The sequence below is a fragment of the Streptomyces sp. NPDC047072 genome, assembly GCF_040643855.1.
Lineage (GTDB): Bacteria > Actinomycetota > Actinomycetes > Streptomycetales > Streptomycetaceae > Streptomyces.
This window is the reverse complement of record NZ_JBEYVC010000028.1, coordinates 32,406-49,823: the sequence shown is the minus strand read 5'-3', so window position 1 is coordinate 49,823 and position 17,418 is coordinate 32,406. Positions and strand designations below refer to the sequence as shown.

The following is a 17,418-nucleotide window of genomic DNA, read 5'->3' as shown; positions in this document are numbered from 1 at the left end:
CGGTGACGAATCCGGCTGCCACCCCGGAGCCCCCGGACACGGTCGTGCGGGACCCCGTCGTGGGCGATGCCGCCGACGGCGAACCGGCCCCTGGCCCTCGAACAGCTGGGGTGGCTGATCGAGTTGAGCCTGGCCGCGTCGGCCGGGGCGGGCGGGGAATCCCGCGCACGGGGCGGGGGTGAGTGCGGTGACCGCCTCCGCCGTGACGCCGTTCGGCGAGCTTCCAGGGAATCGACGCGTCTGCAGTACGCGATGGCCTTCCGCGCGACCGCCCCGGGCTGACCGCCCGGCCGTGCGAAGGTCATCGACGAGGACTTGGGGATCTCCGGCCGCACGATCACGGACCGGGTGGGTCTCCAACGGCTGGTCACCGAGGTCACCATGGGACACGCCTGTTGCCCGGCGTCGAAAATGCCGACGAAGGCGGCGTTCACGGTGCCGACGAACTGTGACGGCTTTGAAGTGACGGTCGAGATCAAGCAGTGAGGCTGAACTTCTGCTGGTCGGGGCCGGGTTCCAGTAGTTGTCGAAGTCGCCGTTCGTGATCAGCGCGCGGAGTTTGCCAACGGGAGGAAACGCCCTCCCAGGCCACGCCTTCAAAGAACCGCCCCTTACAGCCGGCTGCCCATTACGCGACCAACCGCGCGCGGTCCGGCCGGTTCATACGCGTCGAGCCTGATCCAAAAGGCCGCCGGGGCTGCGAAGCCTCTCGGCCTCCGCGAGGCCCGCCCACGAACAGGCCGAGCCGGCGGCTCCGGCAAGCGGATCACGGGGCTCGAAGCGGAGCCGGGCGGTCGAGGCTACACAGCCCGCAGCTACCCGCAGGCACCTCCTTGCCCGGGTCTCCCCCGTCTCCCCAGCCGTGCGAAGGCACGTCAGCTCCCTTGACGGCCATGGCACACGTCACTAACCTTTTTGGAATCAGATTCCGACAGATGGAATAACGACATGTCACCGCAAAGTGAACGAGCCTCCAACCTGTCACTCCCCAAGGCCATCGACCCCAGTGAATTCCGCAACGTGCTGGGGCACCTCCCCACCGGGGTGGTCGTGCTCGCGACCACCACCTCCGGTCAGCCGGTGGGAATGGCGGCCAACTCGATCACCTCCGTCTCGCTCGACCCGCCGCTGATCTCCGTGTGCGCCGCCCACACATCCAGCACCTGGCCGCTGGTCCGGGCCGAGCGGCGCTTCTGCGTCAGCGTGCTGGCCTCCCACCACGAGCAGATCTCACGGCAGTTCTCGCGATCCGGTGCGGACCGGTTCGGCGGGATCGGCTGGCACCACCGCGACACCGGGCCGGCCCTCGACGACGCGATCGCCTGGATCGACTGCGAGCTGGTCGCGGAGCACGACGCCGGTGACCACACCATCGCCGTGGCACGGGTGCTGGACCTCGCATCCGCACAGAACGGACGGGCCCTGGTCTTCTTCCGGGGCCAGTACGGCCAGTTCGTGCCGAGCACTCTCGACCAAACCCGAAGGGAAAACGCGTGAAGCTCCTGTTCTTCAACGACTTCCGGCTGGGCGTCTTCGACGGCGCCTCCGTCATCGACGTCAGCGACGCCGTCGCCGACCTGACACCGGCTCACCCGCAGGACCTGCTGACGACCGTCATCACACGATGGACGGAGTTCGAGGACAGGATCCGGCAGGCGAGCGAACAGGGAACCGGTGTCCCGCTGGACTCCGTCCGCGTCCGGCCCCCGGTCCCGAGGCCACTGAACATCGACTGCATGGCCCGCAACTACATGGAGGGCGCCACTGAGCTCCCTGCCATCAACGGTTTTCCCAAGACGCCCCACTCGATCGTGGGCCACGGCGACCGGATGGTGCTGCCCGACATCGCCGCGACGGTGTTCGAAGGGGAGGCCGAGCTCGCCGTCGTCATCGGGCGCCGGGCGCGGAACGTGTCCGTCGACGAGGCCCTGGACCACGTCTTCGGATACACCAACCTCATCGACGGCTCCGCCCGGGGCATCCCGCCCCGGCAGAACGCCTTCTACCAGATGAAGTCCCGTGAGACCTTCTGCCCGATCGGCCCCTTCCTGGTGACAGCCGACGAGGTGCCCGATCCGCAGAACCTGCCGGTCCGCCTCTGGACCAACGGCAACCTCATGCAGGACTTCAACACCGACGACATGGCCTACAGCGTCGCCGAGTCGATCGCGTTCGTCTCCTCGCTGCACACCCTCGAACCCGGCGACCTGGTGGCCACCGGAACCACCCACGGCGGCCTGCACCCGCTCATGGACGGTGACGTCGTCGAACTGGAGGTCGGGGGGCTCGGGCGGCTGCGCATCGACGTGCACGACGAACTCAAGCGCACGTGGAAGCGCGAGACGCGTCACGACCGTGCTCTCGCCGGACTCCAGGGCACGCCGCAGCAGTTGAGCGGCAAGTACACGCCGGAAACGGCCCAGGCCTGAAGTGCGCGCACTGCACGTCACTGACGTCTCCGGAGCCGCGGATGTGCGTCAGGTGCTCCTCCCCTACCGCGACGCCAGGGACAAGGGCCGTCCCTATGACGTCATCCCGGCATCGCGGTTCTGGCTCGCCCGGCTGCGCGCAGACGACATGCCCGCGCTGCCCGAACTCGGCTGCCACTTGGTCGTAGTGCTGTCCGGCCGCATCGAGCTCTCCGCCAAGGGGAAGCACGCGAACCTACTGGAACCCGGAGACGTCGTCTGCTTCGACGTCGGCGCCTGCGACGACATCACGTTCACATGGCCCGACGACGCCTGGCTGTTCTTCGTCTCCACGCCGGGCTGGGTGCCAGACCCGGGCCGTCTCCGGGCCGCCTCCCACCACGACCCTCGCCCGGGCCGACCCCTTCTCACCTGGATCTACGACGACGGCGGGCGCTCGCGCTCGGAACCCTTCCGGTGGCCGTACGCCCTCGACACAGTGCCGCCGGTGGACAAGTGGCCGGCGTCCGTAGGGGCGTTCGTCACCCGGCGCGACTACGGATTGGAGGGCTACGCCCCCGGTGTGTGGCACAACGGCCCACGTCGCCAGTTCGGCATCACCCTGAACGGAAAGGCCGAGAACGAGACCGGTGACGGCACCGTCACCCGCCCGGTGACCGGTGACGTCGCCCTCATCGACGACGTGACCGGAGCCGGCCATGTCACCCGCGGCCACGGAGACCGTTGGATGATGTTCGTGACGGTCGCTCTCGACGACCTCGGCGAACTCACCCCGGAGGTCTGAGGACCCAGCGCCCCCGAGGGACGGGGCGCCCCTGCGTCAGCCAGGGCCCGGATCGGCGCGAACCTCGGACTGTGTCGGTTCGAAGGACGAGGCCGGCAGATCTCCGGACGCGTTCAGACGGTCGGACATCTCCCGCGCCACCGCCTGCAACTGCTGCACCAACTCCGCGTCCAACGCCGGATCCAACCTGCCCAGACACATCATCGCCGCCAGCGGGCGCCCACCCGAATCCACCACCGGAACCGCAAGACCACGCCCCGTGTCAAACCGCTCGAAATTGTCGACCGCATAACCCTGCGCCCGAATCACATCGAACTCACGCCGCATCCGATCCAGATCAGTGATCGTATGCGGCGTGAAACGCCTCAATTCCTCCCCGTCCAATACATCCGTCACCTCGTCCTCCGGCAAGAACGCCAACAACAACTTGCCGTCCGCCATCGCATGCGCCGGCTGCGGATGCCCCGCCTCGAACTCGATCAATCCCGTATTGATCCCCGCCGCCCGCGCCAACTGAACCGTCTTGCCCCCCACCAACGTACTCAGCACCGCATCGTGACCCGACCACTGCGCCACCCGCGCCAGATAAGCACGCCCATCGTGCACCACCGGATTGGTCGCCAACGCCACACTGCCAATCCCCACCGCACCCATCCCCAGGCGATACTTGCTCGTCCGCGAGTTCTGCTCCACCCACCCCACACTCACCAACGTCGCCAACAACCGGTGAACGCTGCCCGGAGACAACCCCACGAACTTCGCCAGCTCCACAATCCCCAACGGGTACGGATGCTCGGTCAACGCCGTCACGATACGAGCCGCACGCTGAACCGCCCGCACATGCCCGGCCTCCCGACCCTCACCGGACACAACGGCCGAGGATGAGCGCTCTTCCTTCACAAGACCTCCGATCCACCGCAAGACACTGAGAATACTGATCCGCCACCGCACTCCTGGCAGCGGACCCTCGGGCATGTAACCGTCAACCGGGTGTGGCGTCCATGCTCCAGCATGGACGCCACACCCGGTTCTGGTTGGGTCAGCCCCTCTCGCGGCTGCGGGCGAGTTGGGGTGCCACGGCTACCGGGGCCGCCATGGCGGCCAGCACGACGTCGAGGTCGACACCGGGTGCCAGCTCGACCAACTGCAGACCCTGGGCCGTCACATCCAGCACACCCAGGTCCGTGATGAGCCGGTCGACCACGCCGCGGCCGGTGAGAGGCAGAGTGCAGCGAGGCAGGAGTTTGGGGGAACCGTCCTTGGCCGCGTGTTCCATGAGCACGATGACCCGGCCGGCGCCGCTCACCAGGTCCATCGCTCCGCCCATCCCCTTCACCATGAGTCCCGGAATCATCCAGTTGGCGAGATCTCCGGTGGCCGAGACCTGCATTCCGCCGAGGATGGTGGTGTCCACATGTCCGCCGCGGATCATGGCGAACGACATCGACGACGCGAAGAACGCCGCACCGGGCAACGTGGTCACCTGCTCGGTGCCGGCGTTGATCACCTCGGGATCCCCCTGGCCGTCCTCGGGATAAGGCCCGACGGCCAGGACGCCGTTCTCGCTGTGAACCACCACATGAACGCCCGGCTCCAGGTACTGGGGCACCTGGGTGGGCAGCCCGATGCCGAGATTGACGCACTCGCCGTCGCGCAACTCCCGCGCGGCCCGCGCCGCCATCTCCGGGCGGGTCCAGCCGGCCTTCACCCGGTCCTCCCCGCGTTGACCGCGACCACCTTCTGGACGAAGACACCTGGCAGATGCACCATGTCGGGGTCGATTCCGCCCGCTTCCACCACCCGTTCCGCCTCGACCACCGTGATGTGCCCCGCCATCGCCGCATCCGGATTGAAGTTCATCGCCGCGGCGTGGAAGACGGCGTTGCCGTGACGGTCCGCGACCGCCGCCCTGACGAACGCGTAGTCGGTGGCGATGCTCTCCTCCAGAACGAAGTCCCTGGCGCGTCCCCTCACCGTGAAGGTACGGACCTCCTTCGCCGGCGATGCCACCAGGACGTCGCCGTCCGCGTCGTAGCGTCGAGGGAGTCCTCCCTCGGCCACCACGGTGCCCACGCCGGTCGGCGTGAAGAAGGCCGCGATCCCCGCACCGCCGGCGCGCAGGCGTTCGGCCAGCGTGCCCTGCGGCGTCAACTCGACCTCGATCTCTCCGGCCAGGTACTGGCGCGAGAACTCCAGATTCTGACCGAAGTAGGACGCGATGACCTTGCTGATGCGGCGCTCCTCGAGCAGCCGCACCAGCCCCGCGCCGTTGACGCCGCAGTTGTTGGTCACGACGGTGAGGTCCTGTGCGCCGTGGTCGAACAGCGCCGCCACCAGCTCCCAGGGGACACCTGCCGTCCCGAACCCGCCTACCGCGATGCTCGCTCCGTCGGGGATGTCCCGGACAGCCGCGGCGGCGCTCTCGACTACCTTGTCCACGACGTGCTCCGGCTCCTCACTCTGTCGTTCACCGCAGCACCAGTCCTCCGTCCGGGCAGATGGTCTGCCCGGTGAGGGCTTCCGCCTCCCTGGACGCGAGGAAGCCCACGACGCCGGCCACGTCCTCGGGCACCAGGGTCCGCGGGATCGCCTGCCGGGAGCGGACGGCCTCGGCCGCCTTCGCCCCCAGCCCGGGCTCCGACACCGGGGGCGGCGTCATACCGGGTGCGACGCAGTTGACGGTGATGCCGTCTGCGCCCAGGGAGCGCGCGAGTGCGCGCGCGGCACCGATCAGGGCGCCCTTGGTCATGACGTACGGGAGCATGTCCGGCACCGGCGGCGGGTCGAAGAACGTGTCCGAGACGACCATCACGACCCGGCCGAAGCCATGTTCGGCCATGCTCGGCGTCAGCTCCTGCAGGAGCCAGAGAGGCGCCTCGACATTGACGGTCATCATCCGGCGCAGGAGCGCGGCGTCGAGGTCGGGCAGGGCCGCCCGCTCGAAGTTGACGCCGGCGTGAACCAGCACGTCACAGCGGCCGTACCGGTCCAGCACCGTGCGGGCGGCCACACGGACCTGCTTCTCGTCCGCGAGGTCGACGGCGTCGTCCCCGGTCCGGTCGAGCACAGCGACACGGTGGCCCCGTGCCGTCAGTTCCTTGACGATCGCGCTGCCGATGAATCCCGCACCCCCGGTGACCAGGGCGACGGGCGCCCCGCCGTCTGCGTCACCCATTGAACTTGGCGTCGAGACCGGCGAGCGCACCGTCGATGTCGGCTCCGATGCCGGCCCGGGCAGCGGCCTGCATCGGGTCCGGCACGTCGACCTCGATGGCGTACTCGACCTCGCTACCGGCACCGGACCCGCTCACCGTGAACGTGGCGGCGAGCTTCTTCATCGGCGTCTTCTGGCCGGGAACGAGCTCGTAGGTGAGGGTGCGTGCCGCGTCGTCCTTGGCGGAGATCCGGTCGAGCACCGAGTCGCCGCGGGTGAAGTTGACCAGGCGCTCGCCGTCGGGGCGCATTTCGACGGAGGCGATGTGCGGCTGCCAGGCGGCGTAGCCGCCGAAGTCACCGACGAACACCCACACCTGGTCGGCCGGGGCCTTGAGCGCGATGGACTTGCTGACGTTGACGATGGCCATGTCGTTCTCTCTTTCCTTGTATGGGGATGTGTGTGAAGGGGTGTAGTTGGTTCAAGTGGATCGCTGGGTACGCCGGTTGCTAACGCAGCTGTTCACGGGCCTTCTCCAGACGGGCCCGGGCATCGGTCGGCGTGAGCATCTCGAGGGTCCCGGCCAGCGGACCTGACATGCCCTGCAACCAGCCGCCGGTGTGCAGATCGCCGGTGTCGACGGCTTCTCCACCGATGCCGGCGACGAGGTCACCGACGAGTGCCTTGGCGGCGGCGTCGTCCCCGGCGATGTACACGGCGTTGTCCTCACCCGCCGCAGCTCCCAGGCCCTTGACAAGGAACGGGATGGGCGTGGTGTTGAACGCCTTGACCAGCCGGGCGCCGGGAACGAACTCGGCGACGACCTCGCTGGAGACCCGGTCCCCGATGTCGATCAGGCCGTCGGGGCCGGGCTTGCTGCGGTTGTTGGTGGTATCGACCACCACCACACCGGACCAGTCCCCGACCACCGACACCGCCTCCGCGGTCTTGCCCCAGGGCGTGGCCAGGATGACGATGTCGCTTCCGGCTACGGCGCCGGGGACGTCGGCCGCGCCGGCGTGCTCACCGAACCCGGCCGTCAACTCGGCCAGTGATGCGGGGCCTCGGGAGTTCGCGAGCACCACGTCGTGCCCTGCATCCACGAGGAGACCCGTGAGCGCCTGGCCCATCCGGCCGGCCCCGATGATTCCGATTTTCATCCAACTTCTCCTTGCTCTTCGCGGTCAGCTGCGGGTGTCCACTCCTGGCCACCCAGGTAGCTGGCCTGGATCACGCTGCGGTCTCGTCGCAGCACCGCGGCGTCGTGGCTGTCGCTGCCGACGCCGTGGGCCATCAGATACGCCCGGTCGGATATCGCAAGAGCCAGGTGCACGTGCTGCTCGACCAGCAGGACGGCGCAGCCGCTCTCGTCCGCGTAGGCCCGGATCACGGGCAGCAACTGCTCGACGATCACCGGGGCCAGCCCGAGACTGAGCTCGTCGAGCACCAGCAGCGCGGGTTTGCGGGCCAGGGCCCGTCCGACCGCCAGCATCTGCTGCTCGCCGCCGGAGAGCACACCCGCCCGTCGGTCGGCGAGAGACGGGAGCGCCGGGAAGTACCGGTAGGCCACCTGCGCGTCGAGGTGCTCACCGCGTGGTCCGAGCCTGAGGTGTTCGGCCACGGTCAGCCCACGGAACAGGCCCCGGTCCTCCGGGACGTGCGCGATGGCGCGCCGCGCTCGGGCGGCCGGCGTCAGCCCGGTGAGGTTCTGTCCGTCCATCGACAGGGAACCCGCCGAGACCTTCACCAGACCGGAGAGGGCGCGCAGCGTCGTGGTCTTGCCGGCCCCGTTGGGGCCCAGCAAGGCCACCACCTCGCCCTTTCCGACCTCCAGATGGATATCGCGAACGACGTCGACGTTGCCGTAACCGGCGGTCAGACCCTCGATGCGCAGTACTGGTTGGGTCATTGCTCCTCCCCGACCTTGACGTCCTCGGAAGCGGCCGTTCCCAGGTAGGCGGAGACCACCTTGGGATCGCGGCGCACATCCGTCGGGCGACCCGTCGCGATGACCTGGCCGAACTCGATGACGACCACGTGGTCACAGGTGGCGAACACGAGGTTGATGTCGTGGTCGATCAGCAGCATCGGGGTGCCCTGGTCCCCGAGTCGGCGCAGCTGTTTGCCGAGCTCCGCGCTCTCGTCGGTGTCGAGGCCGGCAGCCGGCTCGTCCAGCAGCACCACCTTGGGCTCACCCACGAAGGCCCGGGCCATGCCGACCAGCTTGCGCTGCCCTTCCGAGAGCTCGGCGGGCATGGCCTCGGCGAGATCCGCGATGCCGAGCGCCTCCAGGGCGTGATGCACCGTGGGCCTGGTCGTCTCGGCGTTGACCAGCAGCTCGCGCAGCGTCGTCCAGATCGTGGGCCGACGGGCGGCGACGGCCAGGTTCTCCGCCACCGTGAGCGCGTCGAAGAGCTCCACGGCCTGCCAGGTCCGGCCGAGGCCGGCTTGGACCCGGGCGTGCGGGCGCATGCGCCCGACATCGCGTCCGGCCACCTCGACCCTGCCCGTGCACCGCGCGAAACCGGTCACGGCGTCGATGAACGTGGTCTTCCCCGCCCCGTTGGGGCCGATCAGTCCCACGATCTGGCCGGGACCCACCTCGATGTCGACGCCGGAGAGCGCCTGCACTCCGCCGTACCGGACACTGATCCCGCGAGCGGACAGAACCGGGCTCGACATGGTCACACACCTCCCTGCGGCTTGGCGCCCACCGGGGACAAGGCCTTGCCGGCGCGTGCGGCCCGCCCGTGTCGCTCCCGCTTCAGCGCCGAGGCCACCAGAAGCCCGTCGGGGCAGAACCTCAGCTGGATGAGCAGACCGGCCCCGATGATGAGCTGCATGTAGATGGAGACCCGGTTCTCGGGCAGAACCCAGGTCTGGAGGATGAGCGGGATCACCGCTCCGGCGGCACCGAATCCGGCGAGCACCCCGCCCTGGACGAGCGTCACACCCAGGACGTAGACACTCGCGACCAGGGAGAGGGCGCTCATGGTGTCGTAGCTGCTCGCCGACACCGTGCGGAAGTCGTAGGCGTACATCACGCCGGCGACGCTGGCCAGGAAGGACGCGATGGCGAAGCCCTGGATCTTCACGGCCCGCACGTTGACGCCCGCCGCCGCGGCGGCGCGTTCGTTGGAGCGCACGGCCAGCATGCGGCGTCCCAGGTCTCCCCTGCGCAGATTGGCCACGAACGTGTAGAGCAGCACGGTCATCACCAGCGCCAGCAGGCCGAAGACCGGGCTGGGCAGCGTCCCGTCCAAGCCGCGGAATGAGGCGTCGGTGCCGAGGTTGAAGCCGAACAGCGTGGGCGACTCGACGGAGGCCCCGGTCTGGCCACCGCCCCAGTCCGGGTTGGCGAAGACGAACTGCTCGATGGCGATCGCGGCCGCCAGTGTCACCACGACCAGAGTGACTCCCCGCACCCTCAGCGCGCTGGCACCGATGAGTACCCCGAGCACGGTCGCCGCGGCGATCGCCAGGATCGGGCCCAGGGGAAAGCCGATGCCGTAGGCGGTCTCGAGGTGCGAGAGCGCGAATCCGGCGACGCCTGCCAGTGCCAACTGGACGACCGAGAGCTGGCCGACGTATCCCATGATCACCACGAAGGAGAGACACAGGACGGTGGCCACCAGGCCGGTCGTGACGGCCTGCCGGAAGCCGGACGGAAGCACCACCAGCGCCACGGCACACACGATGGCCACCGGAGCGACCCGCGCGACGAGCCTGCCCTGCTCGGGCACCATCGGCAGGGACCGTTCCACCAGGTCGCCGCGGAGGGGAAGGCTGGAGCCCCGCCACCACAGGGCGATGACGATGAGGAGGAACTCGGCCACCTGCTGGACACCCGGAAGGGCGGAGCCGTTCTGGGTCGGGAACCACGACTCGTTCGACGCCTGGTAGAGCAACGACTCGCTGATCCCGATGAGCAGGCTGACGGCACACGCGATACCGAACGAGGTGAACCGCGCGAACAGCGCCGCCGCCAGCGCCGGGATGATCAGAAGGGGCAGTGTCGTGGCGCTCAGCCCGACGATCGAGGCGGCCAGCACTCCCACGAAGCCGGTGGCCACATGCGCGAGAACGGAGTTGCCCAGCGAGATGACGTTCGGCGACAGCCCGGCCAGCGCGGCCGAGCTCTCGCTCTCCGAGGCGGCCCGCGTCGCGAGCCCGAAGCGGGTGAAGCGGTAGACGGCGGCGAGACCGGCGGCCAGCACCACCACGATCCCGGCCAGGATGAACTGCGCCGCGGGTACCGCCACTCCGAAGACGGACACCACGTCACCGGTGAGCACTGCCGGGCTGTTCAGCGGCGCGGTGCCGAAGATCAGCAGGACCAGCGCCTGAGTCAGCAGCAGAACACCCAGAGATGACACGAGCTTGGCGAGCGGGGAGGCGGTGCGCAGCGGCCGCACGGCCACCAGCTCCACGACCACGGCGTAGAGGGCCATGAACAACAGCGTCAGGACGATCGCCGGGATGGTCTGGAGGGCGAACCCGAAGAATCCGGTCCGCAGCGCCCAGAACACATAGCCGGCGACCATGACCGTCGCTCCCGCGGCCAGGTTGATCGAGCCGCTGCCTCGCCAGCCCAGCACCACACCCAGCGAAATGCCGGCGATGACCGCACCCGAACCGAGCCCGAGCAGTGCGAACAGAACAAGTGTCTGCATGTACTCACTCCTTCAGCCGTGCCGCCGACTCAGACGAACGTGTCGGCACCCAGGTCGAAGTGCTCCTGGGCCAGCCCGGTGGCGAAGGTCTCCCACTGCAGTCCGACGTTGGTCCGCGCAGTGGAGATGTCCCGGTAGTACCGCTGCATGCGCGAGCCGTTGCGTCCCCCTTCGCTGGTTCCGGAGGTGCGGAACAGCAACTCGACCGCTTCCCAGGCGAGGTTGACGGCGTGGTGGGTGCTGGCGTGGATGCGCATCAGCCGCTCCGGGGCGAAACCCATGTCGTCGACGACCGCCTCCCGGCAGAGTTCCATGTAGAACTCGCTGCTGCGCAGGAGCACGTCCTCGGCCGCACTGACTTTTCCGCTGGCCAGGCCCCAGTAGCGCTGGAAGTCGGCTGTCTGGAATCGCGGAACGCCGTGGGGCCCCGGTGTCCTCTTGGCGCGGATGATCCGCTCGTACTCGTCGAGTGCCGCGTAGGCACAGCCCACCAGCACCGAGGTGATCTCCAGCTGGAGGTAGCCCATCGAGTGCCCGGCGTACATGGGATTGCCGTGCAGCCGGTACCCGGGCGTGTCCGGCTTGCCGGCGAAGCCCAGCGGGTTTCCCCGGACCACGAACTCGTCGGGTATCACGGCTGCGTCGACCTGGATGCTGTTGGAGCCGCTGCCGCGCATGCCGAAGGAGCGGTGGCGCCAGTCGTCCATCAGTGTCCAGTCCGCGCGCGGCACCAACGCCAGTCCCTGGGCACCCGTCGGACCGTCGCCCTCGTCGAGGCGGACCGCGAGCATCGCATGGGTGGAGTACGGCGACCCGGAGCAGTAGTCCCACGTTCCTGTGACCTGCCACCCCCCCTTCTCCGTCCGTGTGGCCGTACCCATCGGGATGCCGCGCATCGGTGCGGCGAAGTCCCCGTCGGGTCCGATGGCACCGGCCTGCGCGGCCTCGCCGTAGAGCCCACCCATCTGCAGGCCGTGGCCGGCCGCGAGGCACAGGCCCCAGCCGGTGCCGGGACATCCGCGGGCGATCTCCACGATGACCCGCAGGAACGTGGGTACGTCGAACTCGAAACCGCCGTATCGGCGGGGCAGGAGGGTCCGGTAGAAGCCGGCCTGACGGAACAGCTCATGGGTCTCGGGCGAGTAGGCGCCTCGCTCCTCCGTCGCTTCCTGCTCGTCGAGCAGTCGGTCCCGAAAGGCCGCCGCGCGTTCCACCAGGTCCTCTGGACGTGGGTTGGGTTCACGGGGCCGGATTGTTGCGCTCGCTGGGGCGCTCATGGCGTCTCCTCGTCCTCGCCCGCCGTCATGCGGGCGGGGGTGGTCGGCAAAGGGTTGATCGCGGTTGTGGTTGTCGTAGGAGGTGCGTTATGTGTCTTCGACGGTCAGAGCCCGGCGGGGGTGATCCAGTCAGTGGCGGCGGAGAAGGTATTGCCACCGGTGTGCTCGAAGACCCGGCTCTGGGCGCCGCAGAGGCCCGGCTGGTCGCGGTATGAACCGCACTTCACCGTCTCGCTGCCCAGGAGCATGGGGCCCGAGAAGGACTTGGCGGCCTTCGCCACGGTCGTCGTGGTCGCGTCCGCGCCACCGGCCTCGTTGAGGAACTTGGCGGCTGTCATGACCAGGCTCCAGGCGAGCGTCGCGTCGGAGTCGCTCTGGGCGTCCGCGCTCAGCGAAGCGGCTTCTGACTGCTTGAGGTAGGCCTGGACATCGGTGAGGGAGGTGTCGGCGACGTTGGTCTGCGTCGACAGCTGCAGCCACTTGGGCGCTTCTCCGCCCAGTCCTTGGGCGACCGCCTCGGAGAAGCAGAAGGAACCGGTCGACACGATCGGAGCCTTGACCGCCAGGGAGTCCAGGGCCTTCGCCGCCGAGATGCAGTTCGGCGGCGAGGACACCAGTGGTACGACGGCGTCGGCCGTCTGGACGCCGGCGGCGACCGCGGCCGCGGTGAGATTGGTCGTCGACGGGTCGAATCCGACGGCCTTGAGCTCGATGCCGAGCTTGTTCAGGTCCTTGCGGAGCACATCCACGCCGCCGATGCTCTGTGCGTCCTGCGGGTAGACGACTGCCACGGTCTTGGCCTTGACCTCTTCGTCGAGGTAGGTCGCCAGTCCGCCGAAGATCGAGTCGGGGTTGCCGTTGAAGATGAAGACGTTCTTGCCCTTGGCGTCCGGGGCGCTGATCGAGTTCGACATCAGGATGGGCTTGCTGCCCTGGATGACCGCCCGCATGGACTGTCCGCCGTTGATCAGGGTGCCGACGAGGACCGCCTTGATGTCGTCGTCGTTGGCCATCTTCAGTCCGCAGGAGTTGCCCTCCTGCTCGCTGTTGACCACGTAACAGGTGCTCAGCTCGAGCGGGTGGCCGTCTATCCCGCCGAGTTCCTCGTTGATGTACTTCACCGCCGCCTGAGCACCGCGTGTGGCGTTGGGGTACTCGAGCGAACCGCCCTGCTGGTTGACCCAGCCGATCTTCACCGGCGAGAGGCCGCTGTCTGCCGCCCCCGACCTGCCACCGGTGTAGTCGGCCAGGTCCGTCACAGCCCAGGGGTCCGCCGAACCGGAACTCCGGGGGGAGGTGTTTCCTGCGGCCGTGGAGGTGGTGCCGGTGTCGGCGCACCCGCTCGCCGCCAGACAGAGCATCACGCTCAGTCCGGCGACAGCGAGCCTTGCGCACCGACGGGCCGGAATGTCTGCAAACACGTCCTTGTGCATGTGCGACTCCTTGCGTCCCGCACATCCGTCCGGGAGCGGCCGTTGAGACCTTCAAGGGAGGATCAGATGCGGAAATTGATTCCACCAGATGGAATGCGGCGAACCTAGCAGCGTGACCGGCACCACACAAGGGTTACGACAGGGTTTCCTGTTCCGAGGGCATCAGGGCCTGCCGTTCGGCAACAAGGTCCGCCTGGGCCTCGGGGCTTTCGAGGGCGGCCGTGATGGCCCGCACCAGTTCCCACGCCGAGGCGGCGCTGAGCTCGACCCCGACCCGAGCGCCCACGCCGGCGTCGGGGTCGACGAAATCGATGATCAGCGCGTGGTCGTACGGAGCACTGACGGGGTGGTCGTAGAAGACGTTGGCCCGCTTCACCTTCAGCCAGTCCGGCACCCCTCGCGCCGCACCGGCGATGCCGATCTGCTCGGTCATCCACGTGCACATGGGGGGCCTCCTTCAGCGCAAGTGCGCGTTGTAGAACTCGTAGACCCGCTCCCACCCGTCCACGGCCTGCTCCTGCCGGTAGTTGGGCTTGTCCGAGGCGAAGAACGCGTGGCCGGCGCCGTCGTAGCGATGGAACTCGAAGGACTTCCCGTGTTTGGTCAGCACACGTTCGATCTCGTCGACCTGTTCCGGGTCGGGATTGAGGTCGTCGTTGCCGAAGATCCCCAGCAGAGGCATCGCCATGTCCGGCGCCCGGTGGATGACGCCCTTCGGCGCCGGACCCGGGCGACTGGGATCGGGGGGTTGCGGGAGGATGCTCCCGCCCCAGCAGTCCACCGCCGCGTCCAGTGAGGGAACATCGCAGGCCGCCAGGAACGCCTGCCGGCCGCCCGAGCAGAAGCCGATCACCCCGACCTTGCCATTGGCACCGGGCTGCGCCCGCAAGTACGCCGCGGCCCCGGCGATGTCCCCCATCACCTGGTCGTTCGGCATGGCCTTGGCGAGCCCCTCCGCACGTGCGGCGGCGGCGACATCCGCCCAGTGCCCGGGACCGCGCCGGTGATAAAGGTGCGGAGAGATGGCCGCGTAACCCCGTGAAGCGAAGCGCCGCACCACCTCCTTGCACCACGGATCGAGTCCCGGTGCGTGGTGGAGCACCACCACGCCGGCGGTCGGCTCGCCGGTGACGGGCCGGGCGAGATAGCCCTCGATGACGGTGTCCTCGTGGCCGACGAACCCGACGACCTCGGCGATCATGCCTTCCTTCAAGGACGGTCTCCTCTCAGGAGTCCGCGCACGCTCACGCGGAGGCCTTCATCTCGTCCAGCACGCCGAGCAGTTCCGCCTCGGTCAGGGACAGGTCGATCGGCTGGCTGAAGGGCTGCGGCCAGTCGATACCCGTGTGCCAGTAGACCTCGACACGGTTGTCCTCGGGGTCGCGGAAGTAGCAGCCGATCGCGTTGCCGTGGTTGTTGACGTGGTCGATCGAGTACTTGCGCTCGACGATCTGCGCGTAGAACTCCCGCAGGTCCGCGAGCGACTCGACGACGAAGGACAGTTGCTGCGGGTCGGTGTGCCGCTCCTCGTTCTTCGCCAGGAGCAGTTCGTGGTGCTCCTCGCCGGGACGCGAGCTGAGGAAGACGCGCCGCTCGTCGCGGTCGGTCACGGTCATCCCGAGGAAGCCCGAGTAGAACTCGAGCATCACCTCGGGATCGGTGACGAACAGACCGACGTGGCCAAGACGGGTGACCTTGGGCATGGTGGGACTCCTTGTCCGATGGTGCGGTGTGATGGTGCGCCGGGCGGCACGGTCAACGGGTCAGGGTCGCCGGCCGGGCCGACGATCCGGTGACGACGTCGAGCAGACGGTCGACGTCCTCGGGCAGCGCGGGTCCTCGCCACGCGACGTGGTGGTCCGAGCGGACCAGGGCCGCGGGTGCCAGGTAGAGGTCGTACAGGGCGGCCCGGTCGGGCTCGCCGGGCGTGAACACATCGAGCGGGACGCCGCGTGCGGCGGCTGCCCTGCGCAGCGGCTCGGTCTCGATCGCGTCCAGGACCAGGAGGGTGAAGCCCTGGCCGATGTGGTCGTAGAGCGAGGAACCGTCCTTGAGCCAGTGGTGCGGAGCCCGGTTGCCGGGCGCCGCCGAGGGGACGTAGTCCTCGAAGTCGGCCGGCGGCTCGTCCACACCGTCGCGCACGATGACGGGTGAACTGGAGTAGCGGTAGCCCAGTTGGCCGCCCATGCGCTTGAACTGCCGCGCCTTCTGCACCTGGATGTCCTCGGCGACCTCGGCACGGACGGCATCCCCCCGCGGACCCGGGTCCTCTATGCCGTCACGCACCAGCTCCGAGGCGCCCACGGCCTGGTTGCGCTCGCAGCCGTCGAGGATGAACCGGGCCGCCTCGCCCCGCTCGATGCTGTAGCTCGCCAGGAGCAGGGGGCCGCCCCATCCCTGGACGAGTGCCGCGAGCTTCCATCCGAGGTCGGCGGCGTCCCCGATGCCGATGTTCATACCGAACCCGCCCATCGGGGAGACCAGATGTGCGGCGTCTCCCGCCAGGAGCACCCGGCCGAAGTCGTAGCGCGGCGCCTGCATCGAGTGGGTGATGAACGTGCCGCCCTCCAGCGGCTCGACCTCGAACTCGGCGCCGACCGCCCGGAAGAGCATGGCGCGGCAGGCTTCCCAGTCGTCGCCGTCGATGTGGTCGGGGACCGGGGAACAGAAGTACGCCCACTGGTCCTCGCCGGACTGCGGCACCAGGCTGTCGCAGTTGCGGTCCTCGTTGTAGAAGAGCGTCATGGACACCATGGGCGAGGCCTTCCAGTGCTCGGCGAGCCCGGGGGCCCGCAGATGCCACAGGAAGCTCCGCGCCAGGTTGGGCCTGCCCTCCATGCGCACATTGAGGATCCGGCTGCGCAGCCGTGACCGGCTTCCGTCCGCGGCCACGAGATAGTCGCTGCGGAACGCCAGCGGCCCGTCGGGACCGGTCACGTGCACGGTGACGCCGTCGTCGTCCTGCTCGAACGACTCGACCTCGTGCCCGAAGCGCACGTCGATCAGCGGGAGTTCGGCCGCGCGGGCCCGCAGGGTCTTCTCGATCGCCTCGTTGGGCGCCCACTCGGCGACCTCCGAGGCGATCGGCAGCCGCTCGGACCACTCGTAGGCCCGGGGGAAGTGCTGGATCAGATGCCCGTTCAGTCGTGTCACGAAGGCCACGTCCCGCTGGATCCGCGGGCTGACGGGGTCGTTCTCCCGCAGTGCGTCCGCTATCCCCCAACGGCGAAAGTGCTCCATCGAACGGACGTTTGTCATGTTGGTGCGCGCTGAGAAGCGGTCCGCTTCGGCGCGGCTCTCGAAGACCACGCTGGCCACGCCGCGCTGCGCAAGGTCGATGGCGAGCGCCATCCCAACGGGCCCACCTCCGGCGATCGCCACCGAGGTCGACGCCTCAATAGGTGCCATGCTCACTTGACCTCCATTCCGTCAGGTGAAATCTGATTCCAAAATAGACTCCACGTTGCGCCGTGTCGAGCGTCCGGCAGGTAGTTCTTTCATTCATGTCTCGGGCGGGTTTCTTCGCCGGGAAGATCACACGGGCACCGGCAAGGAGCGGTGCAGCAACGACGAGTTGAGACACGGGTCGGTCAGAAAGCCCGCGGAAGCCGGACGCGGGCCGAGTAGACAGCGGTCATCGGCGTCGGCCGATCCGCTCGGATCCGCCC

The 17,418-nt window shown here is 68.6% G+C and carries 19 protein-coding genes; 4 read left to right on the top strand and 15 right to left on the bottom strand.

The features are described from left to right. Positions 1-315 precede the first annotated feature (315 nt). From ABZ896_RS15295 to ABZ896_RS15280, 4 genes are all read left to right on the top strand, one after another. Positions 316-486: a hypothetical protein gene (locus ABZ896_RS15295; RefSeq protein ID WP_360927746.1), complete on the top strand. Its 171-nt coding sequence runs from the start codon at positions 316-318 to the stop codon at positions 484-486. 462 nt (positions 487-948) lie between these two features. Continuing rightward, complete coding sequence (locus ABZ896_RS15290; protein ID WP_360927743.1) at positions 949-1,497, top strand: flavin reductase family protein; 549 nt, start codon at positions 949-951, stop codon at positions 1,495-1,497. Then, entirely contained in the window at positions 1,494-2,429 is a 936-nt protein-coding gene (locus tag ABZ896_RS15285; RefSeq protein WP_360927740.1) for a fumarylacetoacetate hydrolase family protein, read from the top strand. Before ABZ896_RS15290 ends, ABZ896_RS15285 begins: the two co-directional genes overlap by 4 nt. Before the next feature lie 43 nt (positions 2,430-2,472). Further along, entirely contained in the window at positions 2,473-3,213 is a 741-nt protein-coding gene (locus ABZ896_RS15280; RefSeq protein ID WP_360927737.1) for a hypothetical protein, read from the top strand. Positions 3,214-3,249: 36 nt separating this feature from the next. On the opposite strand, the gene ABZ896_RS15275 is transcribed toward ABZ896_RS15280, so the two are convergent. The 15 genes from ABZ896_RS15275 to ABZ896_RS15205 form a co-directional block, all read right to left on the bottom strand. After that, the gene (locus ABZ896_RS15275; protein WP_360927734.1) at positions 3,250-4,188 is read right to left on the bottom strand and encodes an IclR family transcriptional regulator; all 939 of its coding nucleotides are present in this window, start codon (positions 4,186-4,188) and stop codon (positions 3,250-3,252) included. A gap of 64 nt (positions 4,189-4,252) precedes the next feature. Beyond that, entirely contained in the window at positions 4,253-4,894 is a 642-nt protein-coding gene (locus tag ABZ896_RS15270) for a 3-oxoacid CoA-transferase subunit B (RefSeq protein ID WP_360927815.1), read from the bottom strand. Positions 4,895-4,917: 23 nt separating this feature from the next. Next, on the bottom strand, positions 4,918-5,652 hold the full coding sequence (locus tag ABZ896_RS15265; protein WP_360927730.1) for a CoA transferase subunit A: 735 nt from the start codon (positions 5,650-5,652) through the stop codon (positions 4,918-4,920). A 28-nt stretch (positions 5,653-5,680) separates the two neighbouring features. Next, the gene (locus ABZ896_RS15260; RefSeq protein ID WP_360927727.1) at positions 5,681-6,388 is read right to left on the bottom strand and encodes an SDR family oxidoreductase; all 708 of its coding nucleotides are present in this window, start codon (positions 6,386-6,388) and stop codon (positions 5,681-5,683) included. Then, the gene (locus tag ABZ896_RS15255; RefSeq protein ID WP_360927724.1) at positions 6,381-6,797 is read right to left on the bottom strand and encodes an SRPBCC family protein; all 417 of its coding nucleotides are present in this window, start codon (positions 6,795-6,797) and stop codon (positions 6,381-6,383) included. The genes ABZ896_RS15260 and ABZ896_RS15255 overlap by 8 nt, the downstream gene beginning before the upstream one ends. 79 nt (positions 6,798-6,876) lie before the next feature. Further along, on the bottom strand, positions 6,877-7,527 hold the full coding sequence (locus tag ABZ896_RS15250) for an NAD(P)-binding domain-containing protein (RefSeq protein WP_360927721.1): 651 nt from the start codon (positions 7,525-7,527) through the stop codon (positions 6,877-6,879). Continuing rightward, a complete protein-coding gene (locus ABZ896_RS15245) occupies positions 7,524-8,276 on the bottom strand; it encodes an ABC transporter ATP-binding protein (protein WP_360927718.1) in 753 nt (250 codons plus the stop codon). The genes ABZ896_RS15250 and ABZ896_RS15245 overlap by 4 nt, the downstream gene beginning before the upstream one ends. Continuing rightward, positions 8,273-9,049, bottom strand: coding sequence for an ABC transporter ATP-binding protein (locus tag ABZ896_RS15240; RefSeq protein WP_360927715.1), 777 nt, complete (start codon positions 9,047-9,049; stop codon positions 8,273-8,275). Before ABZ896_RS15240 ends, ABZ896_RS15245 begins: the two co-directional genes overlap by 4 nt. A gap of 2 nt (positions 9,050-9,051) precedes the next feature. Continuing rightward, positions 9,052-11,040 (bottom strand): ABC transporter permease, encoded by a 1,989-nt coding sequence (locus ABZ896_RS15235; protein WP_360927712.1) that lies wholly within the window; start codon positions 11,038-11,040, stop codon positions 9,052-9,054. Between the two features lie 29 nt (positions 11,041-11,069). Further along, on the bottom strand, positions 11,070-12,317 hold the full coding sequence (locus ABZ896_RS15230; RefSeq protein ID WP_360927709.1) for an acyl-CoA dehydrogenase family protein: 1,248 nt from the start codon (positions 12,315-12,317) through the stop codon (positions 11,070-11,072). 104 nt (positions 12,318-12,421) lie between these two features. Then, positions 12,422-13,750 (bottom strand): ABC transporter substrate-binding protein, encoded by a 1,329-nt coding sequence (locus ABZ896_RS15225; RefSeq protein WP_360927707.1) that lies wholly within the window; start codon positions 13,748-13,750, stop codon positions 12,422-12,424. Positions 13,751-13,883: 133 nt separating this feature from the next. Next, complete coding sequence (locus ABZ896_RS15220; protein WP_360927705.1) at positions 13,884-14,195, bottom strand: DUF6295 family protein; 312 nt, start codon at positions 14,193-14,195, stop codon at positions 13,884-13,886. 12 nt (positions 14,196-14,207) lie between these two features. After that, a complete protein-coding gene (locus ABZ896_RS15215) occupies positions 14,208-14,963 on the bottom strand; it encodes a dienelactone hydrolase family protein (RefSeq protein ID WP_360927702.1) in 756 nt (251 codons plus the stop codon). Positions 14,964-14,994: 31 nt separating this feature from the next. Further along, entirely contained in the window at positions 14,995-15,453 is a 459-nt protein-coding gene (locus ABZ896_RS15210) for a VOC family protein (RefSeq protein WP_360927699.1), read from the bottom strand. Between the two features lie 52 nt (positions 15,454-15,505). After that, positions 15,506-17,158 carry an FAD-dependent monooxygenase gene (locus tag ABZ896_RS15205; protein ID WP_360927696.1) on the bottom strand — a complete coding sequence of 551 codons (1,653 nt, stop codon included), beginning with the start codon at positions 17,156-17,158 and terminating at the stop codon, positions 15,506-15,508. Between the last annotated feature and the right edge of the window lie 260 nt (positions 17,159-17,418).